Raw genomic sequence first — 15681 nt, 5'->3', positions numbered from 1 at the left:
AATTGTTTTTCCGAGTGTTTTCGTCAACGTCTTTTTTTCGACTTTTTCCCTGCTTGTGTTGGTTTTTGACTCTGTTTCTTTGCTTTCGCCTTTGGTTTTAAAGATTTCTGCGGTTTTTCACTGGTTTTTGGCTTCTTTTTGGTGAGTGACTTCTTAATTTCGGAAACTTTTTTTTGTTTTTCTTCGGGTTTTTCAGAGCGTTTTCTAGGAATTACGGACTTTACTTTGCCTTCATTTTGAAAACGTTCCGAAAGTTTTAAAAAACGAATTCTGTTTTGTAAGGTAGTTCTTGGAACTCCAAGTTCTGTCGCCGTATGAGATATATTATTGGAATTTCTCCCGAGCGACTTATGAATGTAATGTGCTTCCATTTCTTCCAAAACTGATTCCAAAGGAAGTTTAGAACGAAACGCTTCGTCCATATTCGGAAATTCCGAAGTCCCTGTTCCTGAAAGATTTGTAAAACTAGAAGGAGAAAAATGGTATAAAAACCCAACCACCTTCTTTTCTTTTTTTAAAGTGATGATACGAAGGTTTGCCCGAAGCTCAGTGATGTTTGTATGTAATACACTCGTATCAGCATCTTTTCCCAAACTCAAATCATGTTCTTTTAAATAAGTGGCAAGGACTTCCCGATTGAGATTGTGAAGGTATTTTTCAGCTAACTGCAATGAATCACGAAACAAAGATTTGGTGAGAATATTGGTTTCAAATGTTTCATTATAAAAAATTGTAGAACCATTTACGTCAGTCGCAAGAAGTCCATCAGGAAAATGGGAAAGAATTAACTCCATAAACCACTGCACAGAGTCTGCATTTTCTTTTTTCTTTTCTAGTTTGGATTCGATTTCTTCGAGTTTGGGATCCCGTATCTTGGAAGAATCGAGGCGAGTGAAGGAAGCAAGGAACCTTGGTTTGTCCCAATTGTCTTTTTTTTCCCCATCCAAACCAATGACTGGGATCTGAGTAGATTCTTTAAAATAGAGTAATAGATTTTCGTGAAGTTCTGTTTCGAGAATATCCAATGGAATTTGATCTAAGTCTTCTCGTTCTCTTCCCAAATCGGATAACTCACGGTGGACCCGATCTTTGGACAGAAGACCTAACAACTCACCCTCTTCCGAAATGACAGGAAGGTGGGTGGCTTTGGTCAGCAAAAAATGACGATAAAGTGATTCGAACTTCACTAAGCAGTCATTCTTTGAAATTTAGTATCAGTGAAAATCGAAATTTTTAGTTTTCTTGGATTGAGGTTTGCTTTTGTTTATGAAGGCCCAGCCAAATTGGTTGGACCCAAACATTGTCCGCTGATTGGTATTCTTCAGGGATCTCTGCTTTTTGCGATCGTAAAGACATAAGACTGTAAACTAGCGAACGTTTGTATGTATGAAGTGATAGTTGGTAGTTCCCAGACAAAAAGTATTCTTTTGCATGGTCTTTTTCACTTTTTGCCATCACAAGGTATCTTTGGATTTTTTCTTTTGTATCCCACTCCAAAGTTCGAGTTCCAGTTTTATCTTCTCCCTCGAGAAGGATCCATTGTCCCATGGCTTTTTGGTAGAGTCCGTTTGCCGAATCTTCCATGGGAAAACAGAGTTTTCGCTGTGTGACAAGAAGGTCCCCTTCCGCAATCGAAAGTGTTTTTTCAATTTCGACTCGGTTACCTGTACGGTAAGTTTCTTCTACTTGGGAACGAATGGATTCAATTGAAGTTTTCCCAGTATCAGGTTCCAACTTCAACTGTTCTTTGATATCGAGTACAAGTGCTATTTTTCCATCTAATTGTTTTTTGCGCTCTCGGTTGGACATTGTCGTTTTTGCCACAAGCCCCAACGTAAAACTTAAGATGATAACACTTGAAATCCACTTCATTTTATTTTTTCTTTTCTTCTGGGTAGATAGCTTTCCCGTTTTCATCAAACTTCGGAGTAGAAGGAACTGACTCACGCCTTGCTCCTTCTGTCTCTTTGATTTGAGCATTGGCTTCCATGAGTAAGTCTAATTTTTTAGAAGTGATGAGTCCGTAGTTGTCATCATGTTGTTCTAAAAGATCCAGAGGTTTTGCATCTGGATTGCCAGGGGGCACAACCGTTCTTTCCATACGTTTATTTTCTACGAAGTTAATAATCGTATCTCTCACCTTTTCGTAGTTACGTTGTTTTTCTTCGTTACGAGCATCTTTTAGATCTTCATTGGAACGGTATTGGTATTCTGGTTTGTCCTCGTCTGGCGTTTTGCTATAAATCATTGCAAGGATAGCAAATCGTTTCGCACGACGTAAGGTAAGAATCCCTTCTTTATATAAAGTGAGTTTGTATCGGTATTGGTGTGGGCTGGAATTAAGACCAGTTGTATAAAGGTCTTCAGAAGAACGAAGGTCACGAAAACCAAGACGTAACAATGCTTTGGCGTTATTGTCATTGGAACGAATGATGGTAGGAGCTGCGGCTTCGAGGAGTGCTCTTGCATCTTCGATATACTTTTGAAGTACAATTTCAAAAATATTTTTTAATTCCCCTTGGGCTTGGCGGAGCTGGCGAAATCCATACACATAGTTACTTTGCAGATACCACATGTTTCCACTAAAGTCAGATTGGTTGGCTGCTTTTAAGAGTTTGAAATAATCAAAATCCAAATTCTTTTTGGAAGGATCTACAGCCGGAGTTTCAGCTCCTGGTTGCGCCGGTGCTTGAGTTTCTTCTTGCGAAGGAGCCAAATTACTCAGAGCGACGTTGATAAAATTTAAGTTTTCTTTGTTTTCAAAGATTAAAATCCCCAGATTCGTCTGTTCTGGTGATACTGCGCTGATATGTGAGATATGACCCACAACCATTGCAAAAAAGAGGATGAATTTCCATTTTCCCATAGCTCTACCTTGTTTTTATATATCGGAGCTACGGGAAAAACCAGGACTAAATTTTACATTTTTTGGATTCGTTCGATGGCAGAAATCACATCTTCTCGCTTTCCAAAGGCTGAAAGTCGGAAATACCCTTCTCCGGCAGGTCCAAATCCCGATCCAGGAGTTCCAACCACTTGTGCTTTTCCCAGAAGATCGTCAAAAAATTCCCAAGATTTCAGTCCGCGTGGGGTTTTTAACCAAATGTAAGGAGCGTTCGTGCCTCCAAATACAGTATATCCAGCTGTAGCCAAACCCTCTCGGATGAGTTTTGCGTTTTGCATATAGTAGGAAATTTGTTCCTTAATTTCCACTTGGCCCTGTGCGGAAAAAACTGCCTCAGCTCCTTTTTGTGTCACATAAGACACTCCATTGAACTTGGTTGTATGGCGGCGGTTCCAAAGAGAGTTAAAACTAATTTCTTCCCCTGCTTTTGTTTTTCCTTTTAAGTCTTTTGGAATCACTAGGTAGGCACAACGAGTTCCTGTAAAACCTGCGGTTTTGGAAAAGGATCTAAATTCCATAGCCACTTCTTTGGCTCCAGGAATTTCATAAATGGATTTTGGAATTTCTGGATCTTGGATGAAAGATTCGTAAGCCGAATCATAAAGGATGATACTTCCAATTTTTTTAGCAAAGTTCACCCATTCGGTAAGGCGAGCCTTTGTTGCTACCATTCCCGTTGGGTTATTCGGATAACAAAGGTAAATGATATCTGGTTTTTCTTTTGGAAAATCTGGTTCAAAATTGTTTTCTTCCGTTGCTGGCATATAAATGATATTCGCATATCTTCCGTCTGCACCCACTTCTCCTGTTCGACCTGCCATTACGTTTGTATCCACATACACCGGATACACGGGATCCACCACGGCGATTTTACTATCTAAAGAAAAGATTTCTTGGATGTTCCCGCAGTCACATTTGGATCCATCAGAAACAAAAACTTCATCTTCTGCGATTTGTACGCCACGAGCCGTATAATCATGAGTTATGATTTTTTGAATGAGAAAGGAGTAACCTTGTTCTGGACCATATCCATGAAAACCCGCAGAACTTCCCATTTCTTTCGCAGCATCGACCATCGCATTCACGATGGTAGGTGCGAGTGGCAATGTGACATCACCGATACCAAGACGGATGATTTTTGCACTTTGGTTGGCATCGGAATAAGCCTTCACTCTTCTTCCGATTTCAGGAAATAGGTATCCCGCTTTCAATTTTAAATAGTTTTCATTTATCTGAGTCATTTTCTTCTTTATTTTCCTCTATGAGTTTTCTCGATCTAAATCCTTCAAAATAACCGTGTTCGTATAACACATCTTCTTCGCCCCAGGTCCAACAATAGAACCCGGTGCCATGGTCAAAATCAACCAACCACAATCCTTTCACATCAATCTGCATTGCCAAAATTTCATTTGTCCAATGTTTTACAATCTCACTGATTTCTTCTTCTTTAGCTTCTAGAATATTTTCTGGTAATGGTTTATTCCGAATGTCATCAGCAAGAACACTAGCTCTTAAATAATATTCGCGGGTAATATCACGAACCAATGGGAGAACCTCCCTTGCTTCAATGAGTGTCCAAAATTTTTTAGTCAAAATCCACTCCGAGACTCAGACAAAGTAAAACCATTCTGACCACCACACCATATTTCGCCTGACGGAAGTAAGCTGCATTCGGTAAATCATCTACATCCGTAGAAAGTTCATTCACACGTGGGAGTGGATGGAGGATGGTTGTGTCTTTTTTGGAGGCAAGAACTAGTTCTTTGTTCACCTTATAAATATCTTTTAGTTTTTCGTATTCTCTGTGATCTGGAAATCGTTCTTCTTGGATCCTTGTCACATAAGCAACATCAGCATCCCAAAATGCTTTGATGTCTGTGGTTTCTTCCCAAGTCATAGGAAACCCTTCCAAGTTCTTTTTGTACTTTTCAGGGAGTTTTAATTCTTCAGGACTAATGAGATATAAGTGAACTGGATAATGTCTTAAAAGATTGATTAGGGAATGGATGGTCCTTCCGTATTTTAGATCTCCGATAAAGGCAATGTTTAGTCCTTCGATTTTTCCTTTCTCAGAAACTATGGTGTATAAATCAAGAAGAGCCTGTGTGGGATGTTGGCCCGCTCCATCTCCTGCATTGATGACGGGAATGTTCACTGCCCCTGCTGCAATCCGAGATGACCCTTCTACAGGATGGCGGATGACTGCTATGTCCACATAGGCTTCAATCATCTTCATGGTATCATAAAGAGTTTCGCCCTTTGAGATCGAAGAGAACTGGAATCCCACTGTTGAGATGAGCCTTCCCCCAAGCCTCTCCATCGCTGCTTCAAATGACATACGTGTTCGTGTGCTTGCTTCAAAAAATAAGGAGGCAAGGAGTTTTCCATTCAGAATTCCAAACGCTTCCCCCGATTCGTGAAGGACACTCATACGGTTTGTTTTTTCGATTAAAAAATCCAAGTCTTCTTTGGAAAATTGGAGGGTGTCTAAGATGTTTTTGTGGGAGTAGGAGTACATAGTTCGGAAATCTTTTCTCAAGGGTTTTTGGTATCGAATAAATCGAAAACATATTTTTTGGTATTTATGGTCGATACGATTCAGAACAAACTCCAAGATATGGAACTGGTCACCCAACACCTGGTCCAACCAGACGATTTGAACTACCATAATAATCTATTTGGGGGGAAAATGCTCTCTTGGATTGATGAAGGGATGGCAATGTATGTAATGAATAAAATTCGTTATACCAATATTGTCACCATGAGTATGGACAATGTGGTATTTCGTTCCCCTGCTCGGGCCGGAGACATCATCCAAATTTACGGAAAAATTGTAAAATATGGAAAATCTTCTGTGACCTCTCGCACTTTGGCCATCACGAACAATCCACAAACTGGAAAAATGTCTGCGGTGATTGAAAGTGACATCACCTACGTATGTTTAGGTGACAATGGAAAACCAACGGCTTACTTTCGGCACTTTACCCCAACCACTTAGGAAATAGAGTTTGGTTTACGCCCAGTAAACCAAAGATCCTTCCGGCGATAAAATCTCCCAAGTCATCTAATGTTTTTGGCATTTGATAAAATCCAGGAGATGCAGGAAGAATGATGGCACCAGCCTCATCCAAACTAAGAAGATTTTTAAGATGGATGCGGTTGTAGGGAGTTTCTCTTGGCACAACGATCAGTCTTCTTCTTTCCTTCAAAGTGACATCAGCCGCTCTCTCAATTAGATTTTCTGTGAGGCCTTGCGACATCGAAGCCACCGTTTTCATACTGCAGGGAATCACAACCATTGCATCCCAAGTGTTCGAACCACTGGCAATATCAGATCCAATATCGAAAAAATTACGAATATGAAACTTGTGTTTGGTTTGAGGTTTCCATTTTGATTCTACAAAAGATAGAATCTCTTCTGCTGACTCTACCTTCGTTTCATACTCTTCGGAAAAAATACGTAAGGCAGCTGGACTTGCTGTGATGTAGGTTTCGCCTTCTATCTCAGACAAAGCACGAAGGAACCGGGCAGCATAAATACTTCCACTAGCACCGGCAAGGCCAACTACTAGTTTCATTAGAAACTAATACCCGAAGAAATTTTTAATAAAAACTCATTCCACTTATCAAATAAAATCGCAAGGAATAAAACCACACTAATCCATGAATTGATTTGATAAAAAACAATCGGTAAATCTTTAGATTTGTACTCGTATGAAATTTTATGTTCATACAAAACTAAAATTCCAATTACCGAAAGGATAAGGAAATACATAAGTCCAAGTCCGGCACTAATTCCCGCAAAGATAAAAAATAAAAAGGAAAAAACATGGAGAATGATAGCAATGGCCCTTGATTTGGTTTCCCCTAAACGAGAAGGAATGCTATGAAGATTTTCTTTGGCATCAAAATCCATATCCTGAATGGCATATAACACATCAAAGGCGGAGATATGAAAGAGTAATCCCAAAGAAAATAAAATTGGAACCAAGTTCACCGTTTCTGTGATGGCAATCCAAGCACCAAGAGGGGCAAGGGAAATTGCAAACCCCAAAACCAAATGGCAAAACAAGGTGAATCTTTTGGTGAGTGAATAAAGGAATAAAACAAAAAGAGCAGGAAAAGAGAGTAAAAATGCCAGTTTGTTTACAAAGAAACTGGCAAAAATAAAAATAAAAGAGGAAAGCCCAATGAAGAGAAGAGCCGAAAGTTTGGAAATTTTTCCAGAAGGGATTTCTCTATTTTGGGTTCTTGGGTTTTTTTCATCAATTTCCGAATCGACATACCGGTTGAATCCCATGGCAGCACTGCGCGCAGTGACCATACAAACAAGCACAAGGGCTCCAATTCGAAGTAAGTCACCGGTATCTAGAGTGGATTCAAGATAGGCCAGGAGGAAACTAATCCCTGCGAAGGGCAAGGCAAAGAGTGTGTGGGAAAATTTTACCATTTTAGCGTAAAGAATAAGATTTTTAAAGAAGTTCATGGCATCCTTTCTGCCCTTAGATTAGACAGACTGAAGGTTTTTTGGTTCATTCAGATTCGATTTCTTCCGTTCTTAGAACCAAGGTCCCAAATTATGAATATCCGTCTTTCCTTTCTTGGAAGATACCCGTTTCGCAGTGTTACATTCGGGATTTTTCTTCTCTCCACCGTTTCCTTCGCACATCCAAGCCTAGAAGACAGACCTTTACGTATCTTTTTCCACTGCGGGAAAGAACTCTTTACTAGAATGGATGAAGAAGGACGTGGGGGACTCAGTGCCCTACTTGGATTTGTCGAAAGAGAAAAAATGGATTTGGACCTCAAACGTGGGAAAGGGTACATGTTGTACCCTTTTACTCCCAAAGATAAACCATTGGAATTTCCATTTGATGGATTCACTCTTGGGAAACCCAGAGAAATGAACCATGGTCCCGTCAAACTTGGTTTAGGTTCTATCCAGGAGCTCATCGATGTCAAAAATATTGAGGACTATGATGGTTGGATTGTCTATGTCAATAGCGACGACGAAACCAAAATCCCACTCCTCCCTTGGCAGAATCATCCTGAAATTCCTCTCTTCCTTCTTGTCGAGGGGAAACCACTTTCTCGTTTTCGATATTTATCGAACGTACACCAAATTGAATGTCCAAAAGACTATGGTAGGCTTGGAACTTTAAATTTATTCTTTCGTAAACGAAACTTAATTCGTTTGGATTATAAATTAGAATCGATTAATTTATCAGATAGAAATCGTTCTTGGAAACAAAGAAAGGAATCAGAAACTGAAGAAGGATTAGAAAAACCTACTCCGAAAATGAAGGACATAGGGCAGAAAGTGGACAAGCCGAACAAAATGTCCGGCGGGCCTGGCAGTACTTACGACCGAGAAATATTAGGTACAGAGATAGGTTTCGGCAAATCTCCTTAGGGGTAATTTTCATCATTTCCCGTTCAATTTGAACGGGGTCAGTTTTTTTTGTGAAACCCAATCGTTTGGTGAGTCGTTTTACATGAGTATCTACGACAAAACCTTCCACCACTCCATAAATTTCAGCGAGTACCACATTGGCAGTTTTTCTTCCAAACCCAGGAAGTTGGATGGCCTCCTCCATAGTCTTTGGAATTTCACCACCAAATTCTTCTAGAACCATACGAGCAAAACCTTGGATGCTTTTGGCTTTGTTTTTATAAAACCCGGTTGAAAAGATTTTTTTCTCTATGGCCGCAAGCGGCGCTTTGGCAAATGATTCAAGAGTGGGAAAGGTTCGGAAGAGTTCTGGTGTGACTGTGTTGACTCGTTCGTCCGTACACTGTGCACTGAGAATGACAGCAATTGCCAATTCGTAAGGTTTAGTAAAAAAAAGGGGAGTTTCTACGGCACCGAACTCCGCCTCAAGGAGGCGGTAGACTTCGGTGATTTTTGGTGTTTTTCTGGATTGTTTCAATCCAAAATGGCAGTCTTAAAAACTTAAGCTGCTGGTTGTGCTTTTGGAGTGATTCCTACGTATTTTTTAGGAGTGATGGCAGTGATATCGCCGCCGTGGTCTTTAATTGCCACTTTCAAACCTTTTTTACGAAGAGTTCGCAAAGCACGTGTAGAAATCTTAACGCGAACCCAACGGTTCTCGTCTTCTAAAAAGATTTTCTTTGTGATCACATTCACCTTCCAGATACGGCGGTTCTTTTTATGAGAATGGGATACATTGTTCCCTGCCGTCGTTCCTTTTCCGGTTACTACACATGTTCTAGCCATAATTATTACCTTGTTTCGCTATGTTTTTGTACCCTCAGAATGGGTCAATTCGAAACGAATCTTTTCCTGAAAGAATCGAAGTGCATCGATGGGCGTGTCGGCAAACCCAAACAATTGTAGATCTTCTTCCGAAATCAATCGCATCTCTGCCAGTTTTTTGAAATTGATCACCTGAGTCCAAAACTCCGTCCCATACAAAAGGATAGGGATTTTCGTTTTTTTTCCTGTTTGGACCAAAGTTAAGGTTTCAAAAAGTTCATCAAAGGTTCCAAACCCACCAGGAAAGGCAACCATTCCCCTACAAGTTTTCATAAACCAAAGTTTTCTCATAAAAAAATAATGAAATTCAAAAGCAAGTTCTGGATCCACATAAGGATTCACATGTTGTTCATGTGGGAGTACGATGTTTAGGGCGACCGATTTGGATCCCGCCTCTCTTGCTCCCCGATTCCCGGCTTCCATGATCCCAGGTCCGCCACCAGTACAAATATGTAAGTTTCTAGTAGGAGTTTCCTTTTTTAACAAGTCAGCCCATTCGGAAATCAATCGCGAAAATTCGCTGGCTTCTTTGTAATAATGACTTAAAGATTCAATGGGTGAAGGAGGATTTTGTTTGGGAGTTTCCGGGGAAGGAATCCGTGCAGAACCAAATACAACAATTGTATCGGTGATTCCATGTTCTTGGAATTCTGCCTTAGGGTGAAGGTATTCGGAAAGGATACGGATGGGGCCGGCTTCATTTCCCCATAAAAAACTTTGATTCTCAAAGGCTAAATCATTCATCTTGTTATCATAGATCGACCGAATGGTATAAAAAATGCGGAAAATCCAAAAAACACTCCCGATTGCGATTTCTTTAGAACATCTCCCTATGACAGAGACCCAATTGAAACAAATCTGTTTGGACTGGGAGGAGGATGGCTTTTCCTTTTTTCGTCCTGCGGTTGTGATGGATTGGAATACTGAACCAAAAGCATTAGGAAAAACAAAGTTAAGTATCAATCTAAATTTAAGTTTATCATTTTGGCAAAGTCTTAAGCACTGGCTCACACCAAATAGATATACACAAAAAAAACTCGATAATCTAACCGATATTTTACGAGATTTTATTTTCTTAAAAAAAAGAAAAACTATCCAAAATGGTTTTGGATTTATATGGAATCAATTTTGGAACACTCCCCTTTCAATTGTTTGGATGAATTTAGGATTCACAAAACTGCGAATGGATTTGAGATTAGAGGAAGATTCTCTTCCCCATTCCATTCCCATTGTGAACTCAGGAGAAAAAAAAATCTACTTTCGTACGGGATACCTAAAATCCATTCAATATCGATGGATCAAAAAAGAATTTAAACACCCTTATCCAAAGTTTGCAGAAATGTATGTTAAAACACGAGACAAACATATTGATGAAACGATTGGTAAGGTATTTTACAGCTTTTTAGGATATTTACTCGAAAAAGAAACCGACGAATATCTGTTACCTTACTTTGGATTTCGTTCTGTTTTGCCGAACACGATCAGAAACCAAATTCCTAAAGAAATATGGAATGTGATCCAACCCCAAATCCAATCAGAATGGAAGGAGGAAAATCTTTTTGAAAATGAATTAGAATTTAGGACTGTCTACCAGGTTTCCACTTCTTCGCAGAATCATCCAAAATGATAAAACGAGAGTTTTTTCCAATCACGACTTCATTGATTTTTTTATCTTGCAAAGCTCGGTAAACAGAAGTTCGGCTAGTGTTTTTCTTTTCAGCGAAATATTTAATCTCTAATAAATTTTTACTGATTTGTTTGCATGTGTTCACTAGGGCATCTGACATTGTTGAACTAACCTCTCTACCTTAGACAGATTGTTCGTTAAAGAGATGATATTTTTTTAAAAACGATCCAATCGAATGCGAAATTCGATCATTTTTTCCGTCTTAGGTGCAATCGTTTTAGGATTACCACCAGGGAAATGTAAAAAGTTCCCAGTGCCTGTCATAGGTTCTATCGCTATAGATCTTCGATCTTGTGGAGTATATACCTGATAAAACTCACCCCCTTCGATGATGAGTTTTTCTTTTTTATTCATAGAGAAAAGACCAATATAAGAATTATTTCCATCAATGGATGCATATAAATCATCCAAGTTTTTTCCCATAAGAGTTTCTTCTGAATTCAAAACCACATCTTCTTTCTGGATTTTTTCAGGCAAAAGATAGTCTCCTAACTTCACTTTATGAAACCCACTTCCAATTAAAAAAAGATCATCGATAGATTCATCCTCATTCCATCGAAAGTAAGGATGAATTCCCAATGCAAACGGAAATTCTGTATCGGATTCGTTGGTCAATCGGTAGATGATTTTTAACTCCGATGGAAACAATTGGTAACATTCTTTTACTTTGATTTTGGAAAGCAAACTTCCTTTCCAACTTGTAGGAATTTCCATTTCAAATTCCACATAAGAAACCCCATCACTGATCTTTTCTACCACCAGATGCCTGGGTAGATTGTGGTAGAGGCCATGCAGAGGGATCCCGTTCCCATCAGTCAGCCAGTGGGTACTGGGATAAAATGGTTCCCGGGCCCAAGGGTTCGGTTCTAGTCGATTCACCCAAGGAAACATCAAAAAAGAACCTGAAGCAAAAAAAGGATCAGGAGCCCTGTGGCCTGATACCACAGATACGGATTTTCCGTCCACTGGCGATAAAAGATGCAAACCGAGCCATTGGCCACCACCGGTTGGGTGGATTTCAAAACAAGACTGTTTTGTTTTCAGTTGGTACAAGATTTATCTCCCAAAAATGATTGAAGTCATAGTTTGCGATCTTAGAAAGGTTTGTATGCCTTCAAGAAAGCCTTTTCTTTTCGTTTGCGTCGTTCTGCTTTCGGTTCTCTTTACCGAATCTTGTGTCATTGGAAACAGTATGAACCTGTTTCCGCAAAGTGGCAAGGCTGATTTCGAAGAGAAACTCATAGCCGGAAGAGATCAAGAAAAAATCGTCATCATTTCCATCGAAGGAATGATTACCGATGATTCCAAAGATTCTTTTTTTGGTCCCCCAACAGAATCAATGGTAGCTAGGATCAAAGAATCCTTAAAATACGCAGAACGTGATCCTGACGTCAAAGCAGTGATCTTAAAAATCAACTCACCGGGCGGAACCGTCACAGCTAGTGATATCATTTACCAAGAAGTCTTAAAATTTAAGAACAGAAAATCCATTCCGGTTTTTGCAGGATTTATGGATACAGCAGCTAGCGGTGCCTATTACATAGCAATGGCTACAGACGCAATTGGTGCTCACCCAACAACTGTTACAGGTTCTGTTGGAGTCATCATGTCCGGATTCAATGTAAAAGAAGGTTTGGATAAAATTGGTGTCAAAGATCAGTCATTTACATCTGGTCCAAACAAAGCACTTGGTTCCCCAATGACCGAAATGACTCCAGAACAAAGAAAAATCTTACAATCGATTATTGATAGTTTGTATGGCCGATTTTTTGAAGTAGTCAAAAAAGGGAGACCAAACGTAACAGAAACTCGCCTTAAAGAAATTTGCGATGGAAGGATCTTCACTGCAGAACAAGCAAAAAAAGAAGGGATGGTAGATTTCATCGGATACTTTGATGACTTCGTTTACCAAATTATGCAACACCCAAAATTCCAAGGAAATCGCCGAGGTGATCCAAGGGTGATTACTTATCAAAGAGGCAAAGGCCGAGTTGATAACATTTACCAAGCTACAGAAATAAATAAAAATCCGTTTTCATTCGGTATTGCTGATAAGATTTTAGGAACGGGAACCAATGCAAAATTTCTTTATCTTTGGGATCTATAATTTCAAGGCAAACTAATCAATGTTATTTAATTCTATTCCCTATTTAATTCTTTTTGCTTTCACTTATTTAATTTACTGGAATATCCCACAAAAAGGAAGAAAACCATTACTTGTAATTTCTTCCCTTATTTTTTATGCGTATTTCAGTTTTCCTTTTCTGTTTCATTTCCTCTTGGTGATTTTAGTCAACTATGGATTTAGCGAATGGATTTTTCGTAAAAAAGACAAAGGGGAAAAACATAACCATTTACTCTTTGCCATTGTAACAATAAACCTAATCAATTTAGGTTTTTTTAAGTATTTCTATTTCATTACAGGTTCTTTATTTTCTTTGACTGGTTATCCCGCATTCAAAGAAATTTCAGGATCTTGGAGTATTTTTTTACCTCTAGCGATTAGTTTTTACACATTTCAAATCATTGCAGTGCAAGTGGACATCCACCGAGGAATCATTGAAAAAAGAATGTCCGCAGTGGACTATTTTTTATTCATTTTATTTTTCCCCCAACTGATTGCAGGACCAATCATGAGGTCTCAAGATTTTCTTCCGCAACTTGATCATCCGACCATTGATTCTGATAGAATGAAAAAAGGTTTGTTTCTGATCATTGGCGGACTTTTCAAAAAAGTGATCATTGCAGAGAACATAGCTCCTATCATCTCACCAATTTACATGGATCCTTCAAAATTCGATAGTTTTTCGATTTTTTTCAGTGTCCTTGCCTTCGCAATACAAGTGTATTGTGACTTTTCTGGATACACTGATATGGCACGTGGTTCCGCAAATTTGCTTGGGTATGAAATTCCCGAAAACTTCCAAGGACCATTTTTTTCTCAATCATTTCGAGAACTCTGGTCGAGATGGCATATCACACTTTCTTCCTGGTTGCGTGATTATATTTACATTCCACTGGGTGGCAGTAAAGGTTCTATCTTTCGTTCCAACGTAAACTCATTCATCACGATGTGTCTCGGAGGGTTATGGCATGGGGCCAATTGGGCCTTTGTGTTTTGGGGTGCCTATTTGGGAGCTCTCATATGGATTGAAAGATCATTGTATTTAGGTCGTGGGAAAAAGAAATTCCTTCCCGATACAATCCCTTTTGTGGGAGTGATCCGAACTATCGTGATCTTTATCATCTTTACCTTTTCAGGAGTTTTCTTTCGAGCTGCCGCGCGTGGTGAAGAATCGATGAATGTGGCTTACGAGATCTTTAAAGGTGTTTTGACATTCCGCAATACTGGCGAAACTTTAAGTCGTGTGGATGAACTTCCCACTTTCATTGCTTTGGGACTGATGTTTAATTGGTTCCAATATTCAAACTTTGTTTATGAAAAATTAAAACCTTACCAAAATATCCTCCTTCCCATTCTATCAGTAGTCATTCTGCTTTTACTCGGAATCTTTGGAGACGGTGGACAAGATTTTATTTATTTCCAGTTTTAAATCCTTACTTCAAAAAAGTAGAGAAGGGAACAAACGAACGGAAGGAAGGTTTTCCTTATTTCTTTTCGTTTGTTTTTTGTTCTTTCCTCTCCAATGTGCTCCGAAGATAGATTGGATCAGAAAACTACCTCCCGATTTTCCCAAAGACAAAAATATTCCTCTTGGTATATACCTCCGACCAACGGAAAAAAAATCACCGTATAACTCAAAACAGTTCCATTTACACTGGAAGGAGGAAATCCAACTCAAACCAAACTCTCAGTTTTTGAAAACATGGAGCGAGTGGAAGGTTTACGAAGATCATTCAGAATTTCACCAGAAAGAAGGGATGGGAACTTTTGAAAAATCAGGAGAATGGGTTTTATTAACAACAACTTCAATCTCCGAAATAGAATGTAATTCGAAGCAAAACACCAAATCCATTCCACAGGGAAAAGATTGGCTCTCTTTGTTTCCGTGTAAGCCTCAACCGACTAAATCCATTCGGAAATCGGAACATCGGTTGTTGTATTATTTTGATGGGAAATCTCTTTACCCCTTACAATATGAATCGGGATACAACGAAGCAGATTTTGGCATTGCTTGGGAATCAGACCTTCCCTACACAAAGTCTAGTTTGTTCGAAAAGGCTAAGTTAAAATATGGGAAAAAAGAATTCCAACCCCACGTGTACAACCACGTGAAGTTGGATTGATTCGAAGAAGAATCAAAAAAGGGTAACCATCTCTAGAAAGAATCATTTCATATTGGTTTATCGGAATGCCACAACCGCACAAGCACGTGCATACTCTTTGTATTCTACGTTTGCTTTATGTTCAAATTTTGTAATTCCGTGGTGGCGAAAGGCTTCACTTGCTTTTTTGGCATGTGTTGAAGCTTCGCAAAAGTTTCCAGCTTTTGAATGTGCTTGGCTTGCAAGATATTGGATAGAAGCAAAACTTTTGTGTTCGCTCATCCCAATGGCTTCTCTAATTTTAATTGCTCTGGAATAATGTCCGGAAGCCAAATCAAACTCTCCCATCCCCTCTTCTTCACTCGCAAGTTTCACAAGTTCATTTGAGATGGCAGTGAGCGTTTCTTTGTCATATTGGCTGATGAGGGAATCGAGGTCTTCATTCATAAAAGAAGACTCTCCAGCTGAAATAGAAGCAGTAAGTGTCAAAACTAGAATGGTTAGAATTGCCTTTTTCATATTCCCTCCGAACCGATGGTTCCCTTAATTTAATGCAACTATCGTGCCAGCCTGAAAATGGCCTAA

General features: G+C 39.3%; 19 protein-coding genes. 5 read left to right on the top strand and 14 right to left on the bottom strand.

Annotated elements, in window-relative coordinates; genetic code table 11:
- Nucleotides 1–23: 23 nt before the first annotated feature.
- Genes CH364_RS04010 through pyrB form a run of 6 tightly spaced genes read right to left on the bottom strand, consistent with a single transcriptional unit; the run spans nt 24 to nt 5423 of the window.
- Nucleotides 24–1187: a helix-turn-helix domain-containing protein gene (locus CH364_RS04010; RefSeq protein ID WP_100742313.1), complete on the bottom strand. Its 1164-nt coding sequence runs from the start codon at nt 1185–1187 to the stop codon at nt 24–26.
- A 46-nt stretch (nt 1188–1233) separates the two neighbouring features.
- Nucleotides 1234–1872: a hypothetical protein gene (locus CH364_RS04005; RefSeq protein ID WP_100742312.1), complete on the bottom strand. Its 639-nt coding sequence runs from the start codon at nt 1870–1872 to the stop codon at nt 1234–1236.
- 1 nt (nt 1873) lies between these two features.
- Entirely contained in the window at nt 1874–2866 is a 993-nt protein-coding gene (locus tag CH364_RS04000) for an adhesin OmpL37 family surface protein (RefSeq protein WP_100742311.1), read from the bottom strand.
- Nucleotides 2867–2919: 53 nt separating this feature from the next.
- On the bottom strand, nt 2920–4146 hold the full coding sequence (locus CH364_RS03995; protein WP_100742310.1) for an LL-diaminopimelate aminotransferase: 1227 nt from the start codon (nt 4144–4146) through the stop codon (nt 2920–2922).
- Complete coding sequence (locus CH364_RS03990) at nt 4130–4498, bottom strand: DUF2203 domain-containing protein (RefSeq protein WP_100742309.1); 369 nt, start codon at nt 4496–4498, stop codon at nt 4130–4132. The genes CH364_RS03995 and CH364_RS03990 overlap by 17 nt, the downstream gene beginning before the upstream one ends.
- Entirely contained in the window at nt 4491–5423 is a 933-nt protein-coding gene (gene pyrB, locus CH364_RS03985; protein ID WP_100742308.1) for an aspartate carbamoyltransferase, read from the bottom strand. Before pyrB ends, CH364_RS03990 begins: the two co-directional genes overlap by 8 nt.
- Nucleotides 5424–5489: 66 nt before the next feature.
- Between pyrB and CH364_RS03980 the strand changes: the two genes are divergently transcribed.
- Nucleotides 5490–5903 carry an acyl-CoA thioesterase gene (locus tag CH364_RS03980; protein ID WP_100742307.1) on the top strand — a complete coding sequence of 138 codons (414 nt, stop codon included), beginning with the start codon at nt 5490–5492 and terminating at the stop codon, nt 5901–5903.
- Here CH364_RS03980 and CH364_RS03975 read toward each other — a convergent pair.
- The 5 genes from CH364_RS03975 to CH364_RS03955 form a co-directional block, all read right to left on the bottom strand.
- Nucleotides 5887–6483 carry a UbiX family flavin prenyltransferase gene (locus CH364_RS03975; RefSeq protein WP_100742306.1) on the bottom strand — a complete coding sequence of 199 codons (597 nt, stop codon included), beginning with the start codon at nt 6481–6483 and terminating at the stop codon, nt 5887–5889. The genes CH364_RS03980 and CH364_RS03975 overlap by 17 nt on opposite strands.
- Complete coding sequence (locus CH364_RS03970) at nt 6483–7391, bottom strand: UbiA-like polyprenyltransferase (RefSeq protein ID WP_100742305.1); 909 nt, start codon at nt 7389–7391, stop codon at nt 6483–6485. Before CH364_RS03970 ends, CH364_RS03975 begins: the two co-directional genes overlap by 1 nt.
- 802 nt (nt 7392–8193) lie before the next feature.
- The gene (gene nth, locus CH364_RS03965; RefSeq protein ID WP_100742303.1) at nt 8194–8835 is read right to left on the bottom strand and encodes an endonuclease III; all 642 of its coding nucleotides are present in this window, start codon (nt 8833–8835) and stop codon (nt 8194–8196) included.
- Nucleotides 8836–8858: 23 nt separating this feature from the next.
- Nucleotides 8859–9143 (bottom strand): 50S ribosomal protein L28, encoded by a 285-nt coding sequence (gene rpmB / locus CH364_RS03960; protein WP_100742302.1) that lies wholly within the window; start codon nt 9141–9143, stop codon nt 8859–8861.
- Between the two features lie 18 nt (nt 9144–9161).
- Nucleotides 9162–9926 carry an LOG family protein gene (locus CH364_RS03955; protein ID WP_100742301.1) on the bottom strand — a complete coding sequence of 255 codons (765 nt, stop codon included), beginning with the start codon at nt 9924–9926 and terminating at the stop codon, nt 9162–9164.
- Nucleotides 9927–9960: 34 nt separating this feature from the next.
- On the opposite strand from CH364_RS03955, the gene CH364_RS03950 reads away from it, so the two are divergent.
- Nucleotides 9961–10809 (top strand): hypothetical protein, encoded by an 849-nt coding sequence (locus CH364_RS03950; RefSeq protein ID WP_100742300.1) that lies wholly within the window; start codon nt 9961–9963, stop codon nt 10807–10809.
- On the opposite strand, the gene CH364_RS03945 is transcribed toward CH364_RS03950, so the two are convergent.
- Entirely contained in the window at nt 10760–10969 is a 210-nt protein-coding gene (locus CH364_RS03945; protein WP_004787737.1) for a hypothetical protein, read from the bottom strand. The two genes, CH364_RS03950 and CH364_RS03945, sit on opposite strands and share 50 nt — an antisense overlap.
- A gap of 56 nt (nt 10970–11025) precedes the next feature.
- Nucleotides 11026–11922, bottom strand: a complete 897-nt coding sequence (locus tag CH364_RS03940; protein WP_100742299.1) for an aldose 1-epimerase — start codon at nt 11920–11922, stop codon at nt 11026–11028.
- Nucleotides 11923–11977: 55 nt separating this feature from the next.
- Here CH364_RS03940 and sppA point away from each other — a divergent pair, with 55 nt between their 5' ends.
- The 3 genes from sppA to CH364_RS03925 are packed head-to-tail and all read left to right on the top strand — an operon-like array spanning nt 11978 to nt 15117.
- Nucleotides 11978–12976 (top strand): signal peptide peptidase SppA, encoded by a 999-nt coding sequence (gene sppA, locus CH364_RS03935; protein ID WP_165779475.1) that lies wholly within the window; start codon nt 11978–11980, stop codon nt 12974–12976.
- Nucleotides 12977–12995: 19 nt separating this feature from the next.
- Nucleotides 12996–14423: an MBOAT family O-acyltransferase gene (locus CH364_RS03930; RefSeq protein WP_100742297.1), complete on the top strand. Its 1428-nt coding sequence runs from the start codon at nt 12996–12998 to the stop codon at nt 14421–14423.
- Nucleotides 14392–15117: a hypothetical protein gene (locus tag CH364_RS03925; RefSeq protein ID WP_207762206.1), complete on the top strand. Its 726-nt coding sequence runs from the start codon at nt 14392–14394 to the stop codon at nt 15115–15117. The genes CH364_RS03930 and CH364_RS03925 overlap by 32 nt, the downstream gene beginning before the upstream one ends.
- 57 nt (nt 15118–15174) lie before the next feature.
- Here the strand turns inward: CH364_RS03925 and CH364_RS03920 are convergent, their stop codons facing one another.
- Nucleotides 15175–15615 carry a tetratricopeptide repeat protein gene (locus tag CH364_RS03920; RefSeq protein WP_100742296.1) on the bottom strand — a complete coding sequence of 147 codons (441 nt, stop codon included), beginning with the start codon at nt 15613–15615 and terminating at the stop codon, nt 15175–15177.
- Nucleotides 15616–15681: the final 66 nt, after the last annotated feature.

The organism is Leptospira harrisiae (genome assembly GCF_002811945.1).
GTDB lineage: Bacteria > Spirochaetota > Leptospiria > Leptospirales > Leptospiraceae > Leptospira_A > Leptospira_A harrisiae.
Note: the sequence above shows the minus strand (reverse complement) of the source record. Positions and strands in the feature narration are given on the sequence as shown.

Bases quoted from the DNA above. Each gene is read 5' to 3' on its own strand.
- CH364_RS03955 (WP_100742301.1), bottom strand. From the start codon at position 9,926: ATGAATGATTTAGCCTTTGAGAATCAAAGTTTTTTATGGGGAAATGAA.
- rpmB (WP_100742302.1), bottom strand. From the start codon at position 9,143: ATGGCTAGAACATGTGTAGTAACCGGAAAAGGAACGACGGCAGGGAAC.
- CH364_RS04000 (WP_100742311.1), bottom strand. From the start codon at position 2,866: ATGGGAAAATGGAAATTCATCCTCTTTTTTGCAATGGTTGTGGGTCAT.
- CH364_RS03975 (WP_100742306.1), bottom strand. From the start codon at position 6,483: ATGAAACTAGTAGTTGGCCTTGCCGGTGCTAGTGGAAGTATTTATGCT.
- CH364_RS04005 (WP_100742312.1), bottom strand. From the start codon at position 1,872: ATGAAGTGGATTTCAAGTGTTATCATCTTAAGTTTTACGTTGGGGCTT.
- pyrB (WP_100742308.1), bottom strand. From the start codon at position 5,423: ATGTACTCCTACTCCCACAAAAACATCTTAGACACCCTCCAATTTTCC.
- CH364_RS03950 (WP_100742300.1), top strand. From the start codon at position 9,961: ATGCGGAAAATCCAAAAAACACTCCCGATTGCGATTTCTTTAGAACAT.
- CH364_RS03920 (WP_100742296.1), bottom strand. From the start codon at position 15,615: ATGAAAAAGGCAATTCTAACCATTCTAGTTTTGACACTTACTGCTTCT.
- sppA (WP_165779475.1), top strand. From the start codon at position 11,978: ATGCCTTCAAGAAAGCCTTTTCTTTTCGTTTGCGTCGTTCTGCTTTCG.
- CH364_RS03995 (WP_100742310.1), bottom strand. From the start codon at position 4,146: ATGACTCAGATAAATGAAAACTATTTAAAATTGAAAGCGGGATACCTA.
- CH364_RS03945 (WP_004787737.1), bottom strand. From the start codon at position 10,969: ATGTCAGATGCCCTAGTGAACACATGCAAACAAATCAGTAAAAATTTA.
- CH364_RS03980 (WP_100742307.1), top strand. From the start codon at position 5,490: ATGGTCGATACGATTCAGAACAAACTCCAAGATATGGAACTGGTCACC.
- CH364_RS03930 (WP_100742297.1), top strand. From the start codon at position 12,996: ATGTTATTTAATTCTATTCCCTATTTAATTCTTTTTGCTTTCACTTAT.
- CH364_RS03970 (WP_100742305.1), bottom strand. From the start codon at position 7,391: ATGAACTTCTTTAAAAATCTTATTCTTTACGCTAAAATGGTAAAATTT.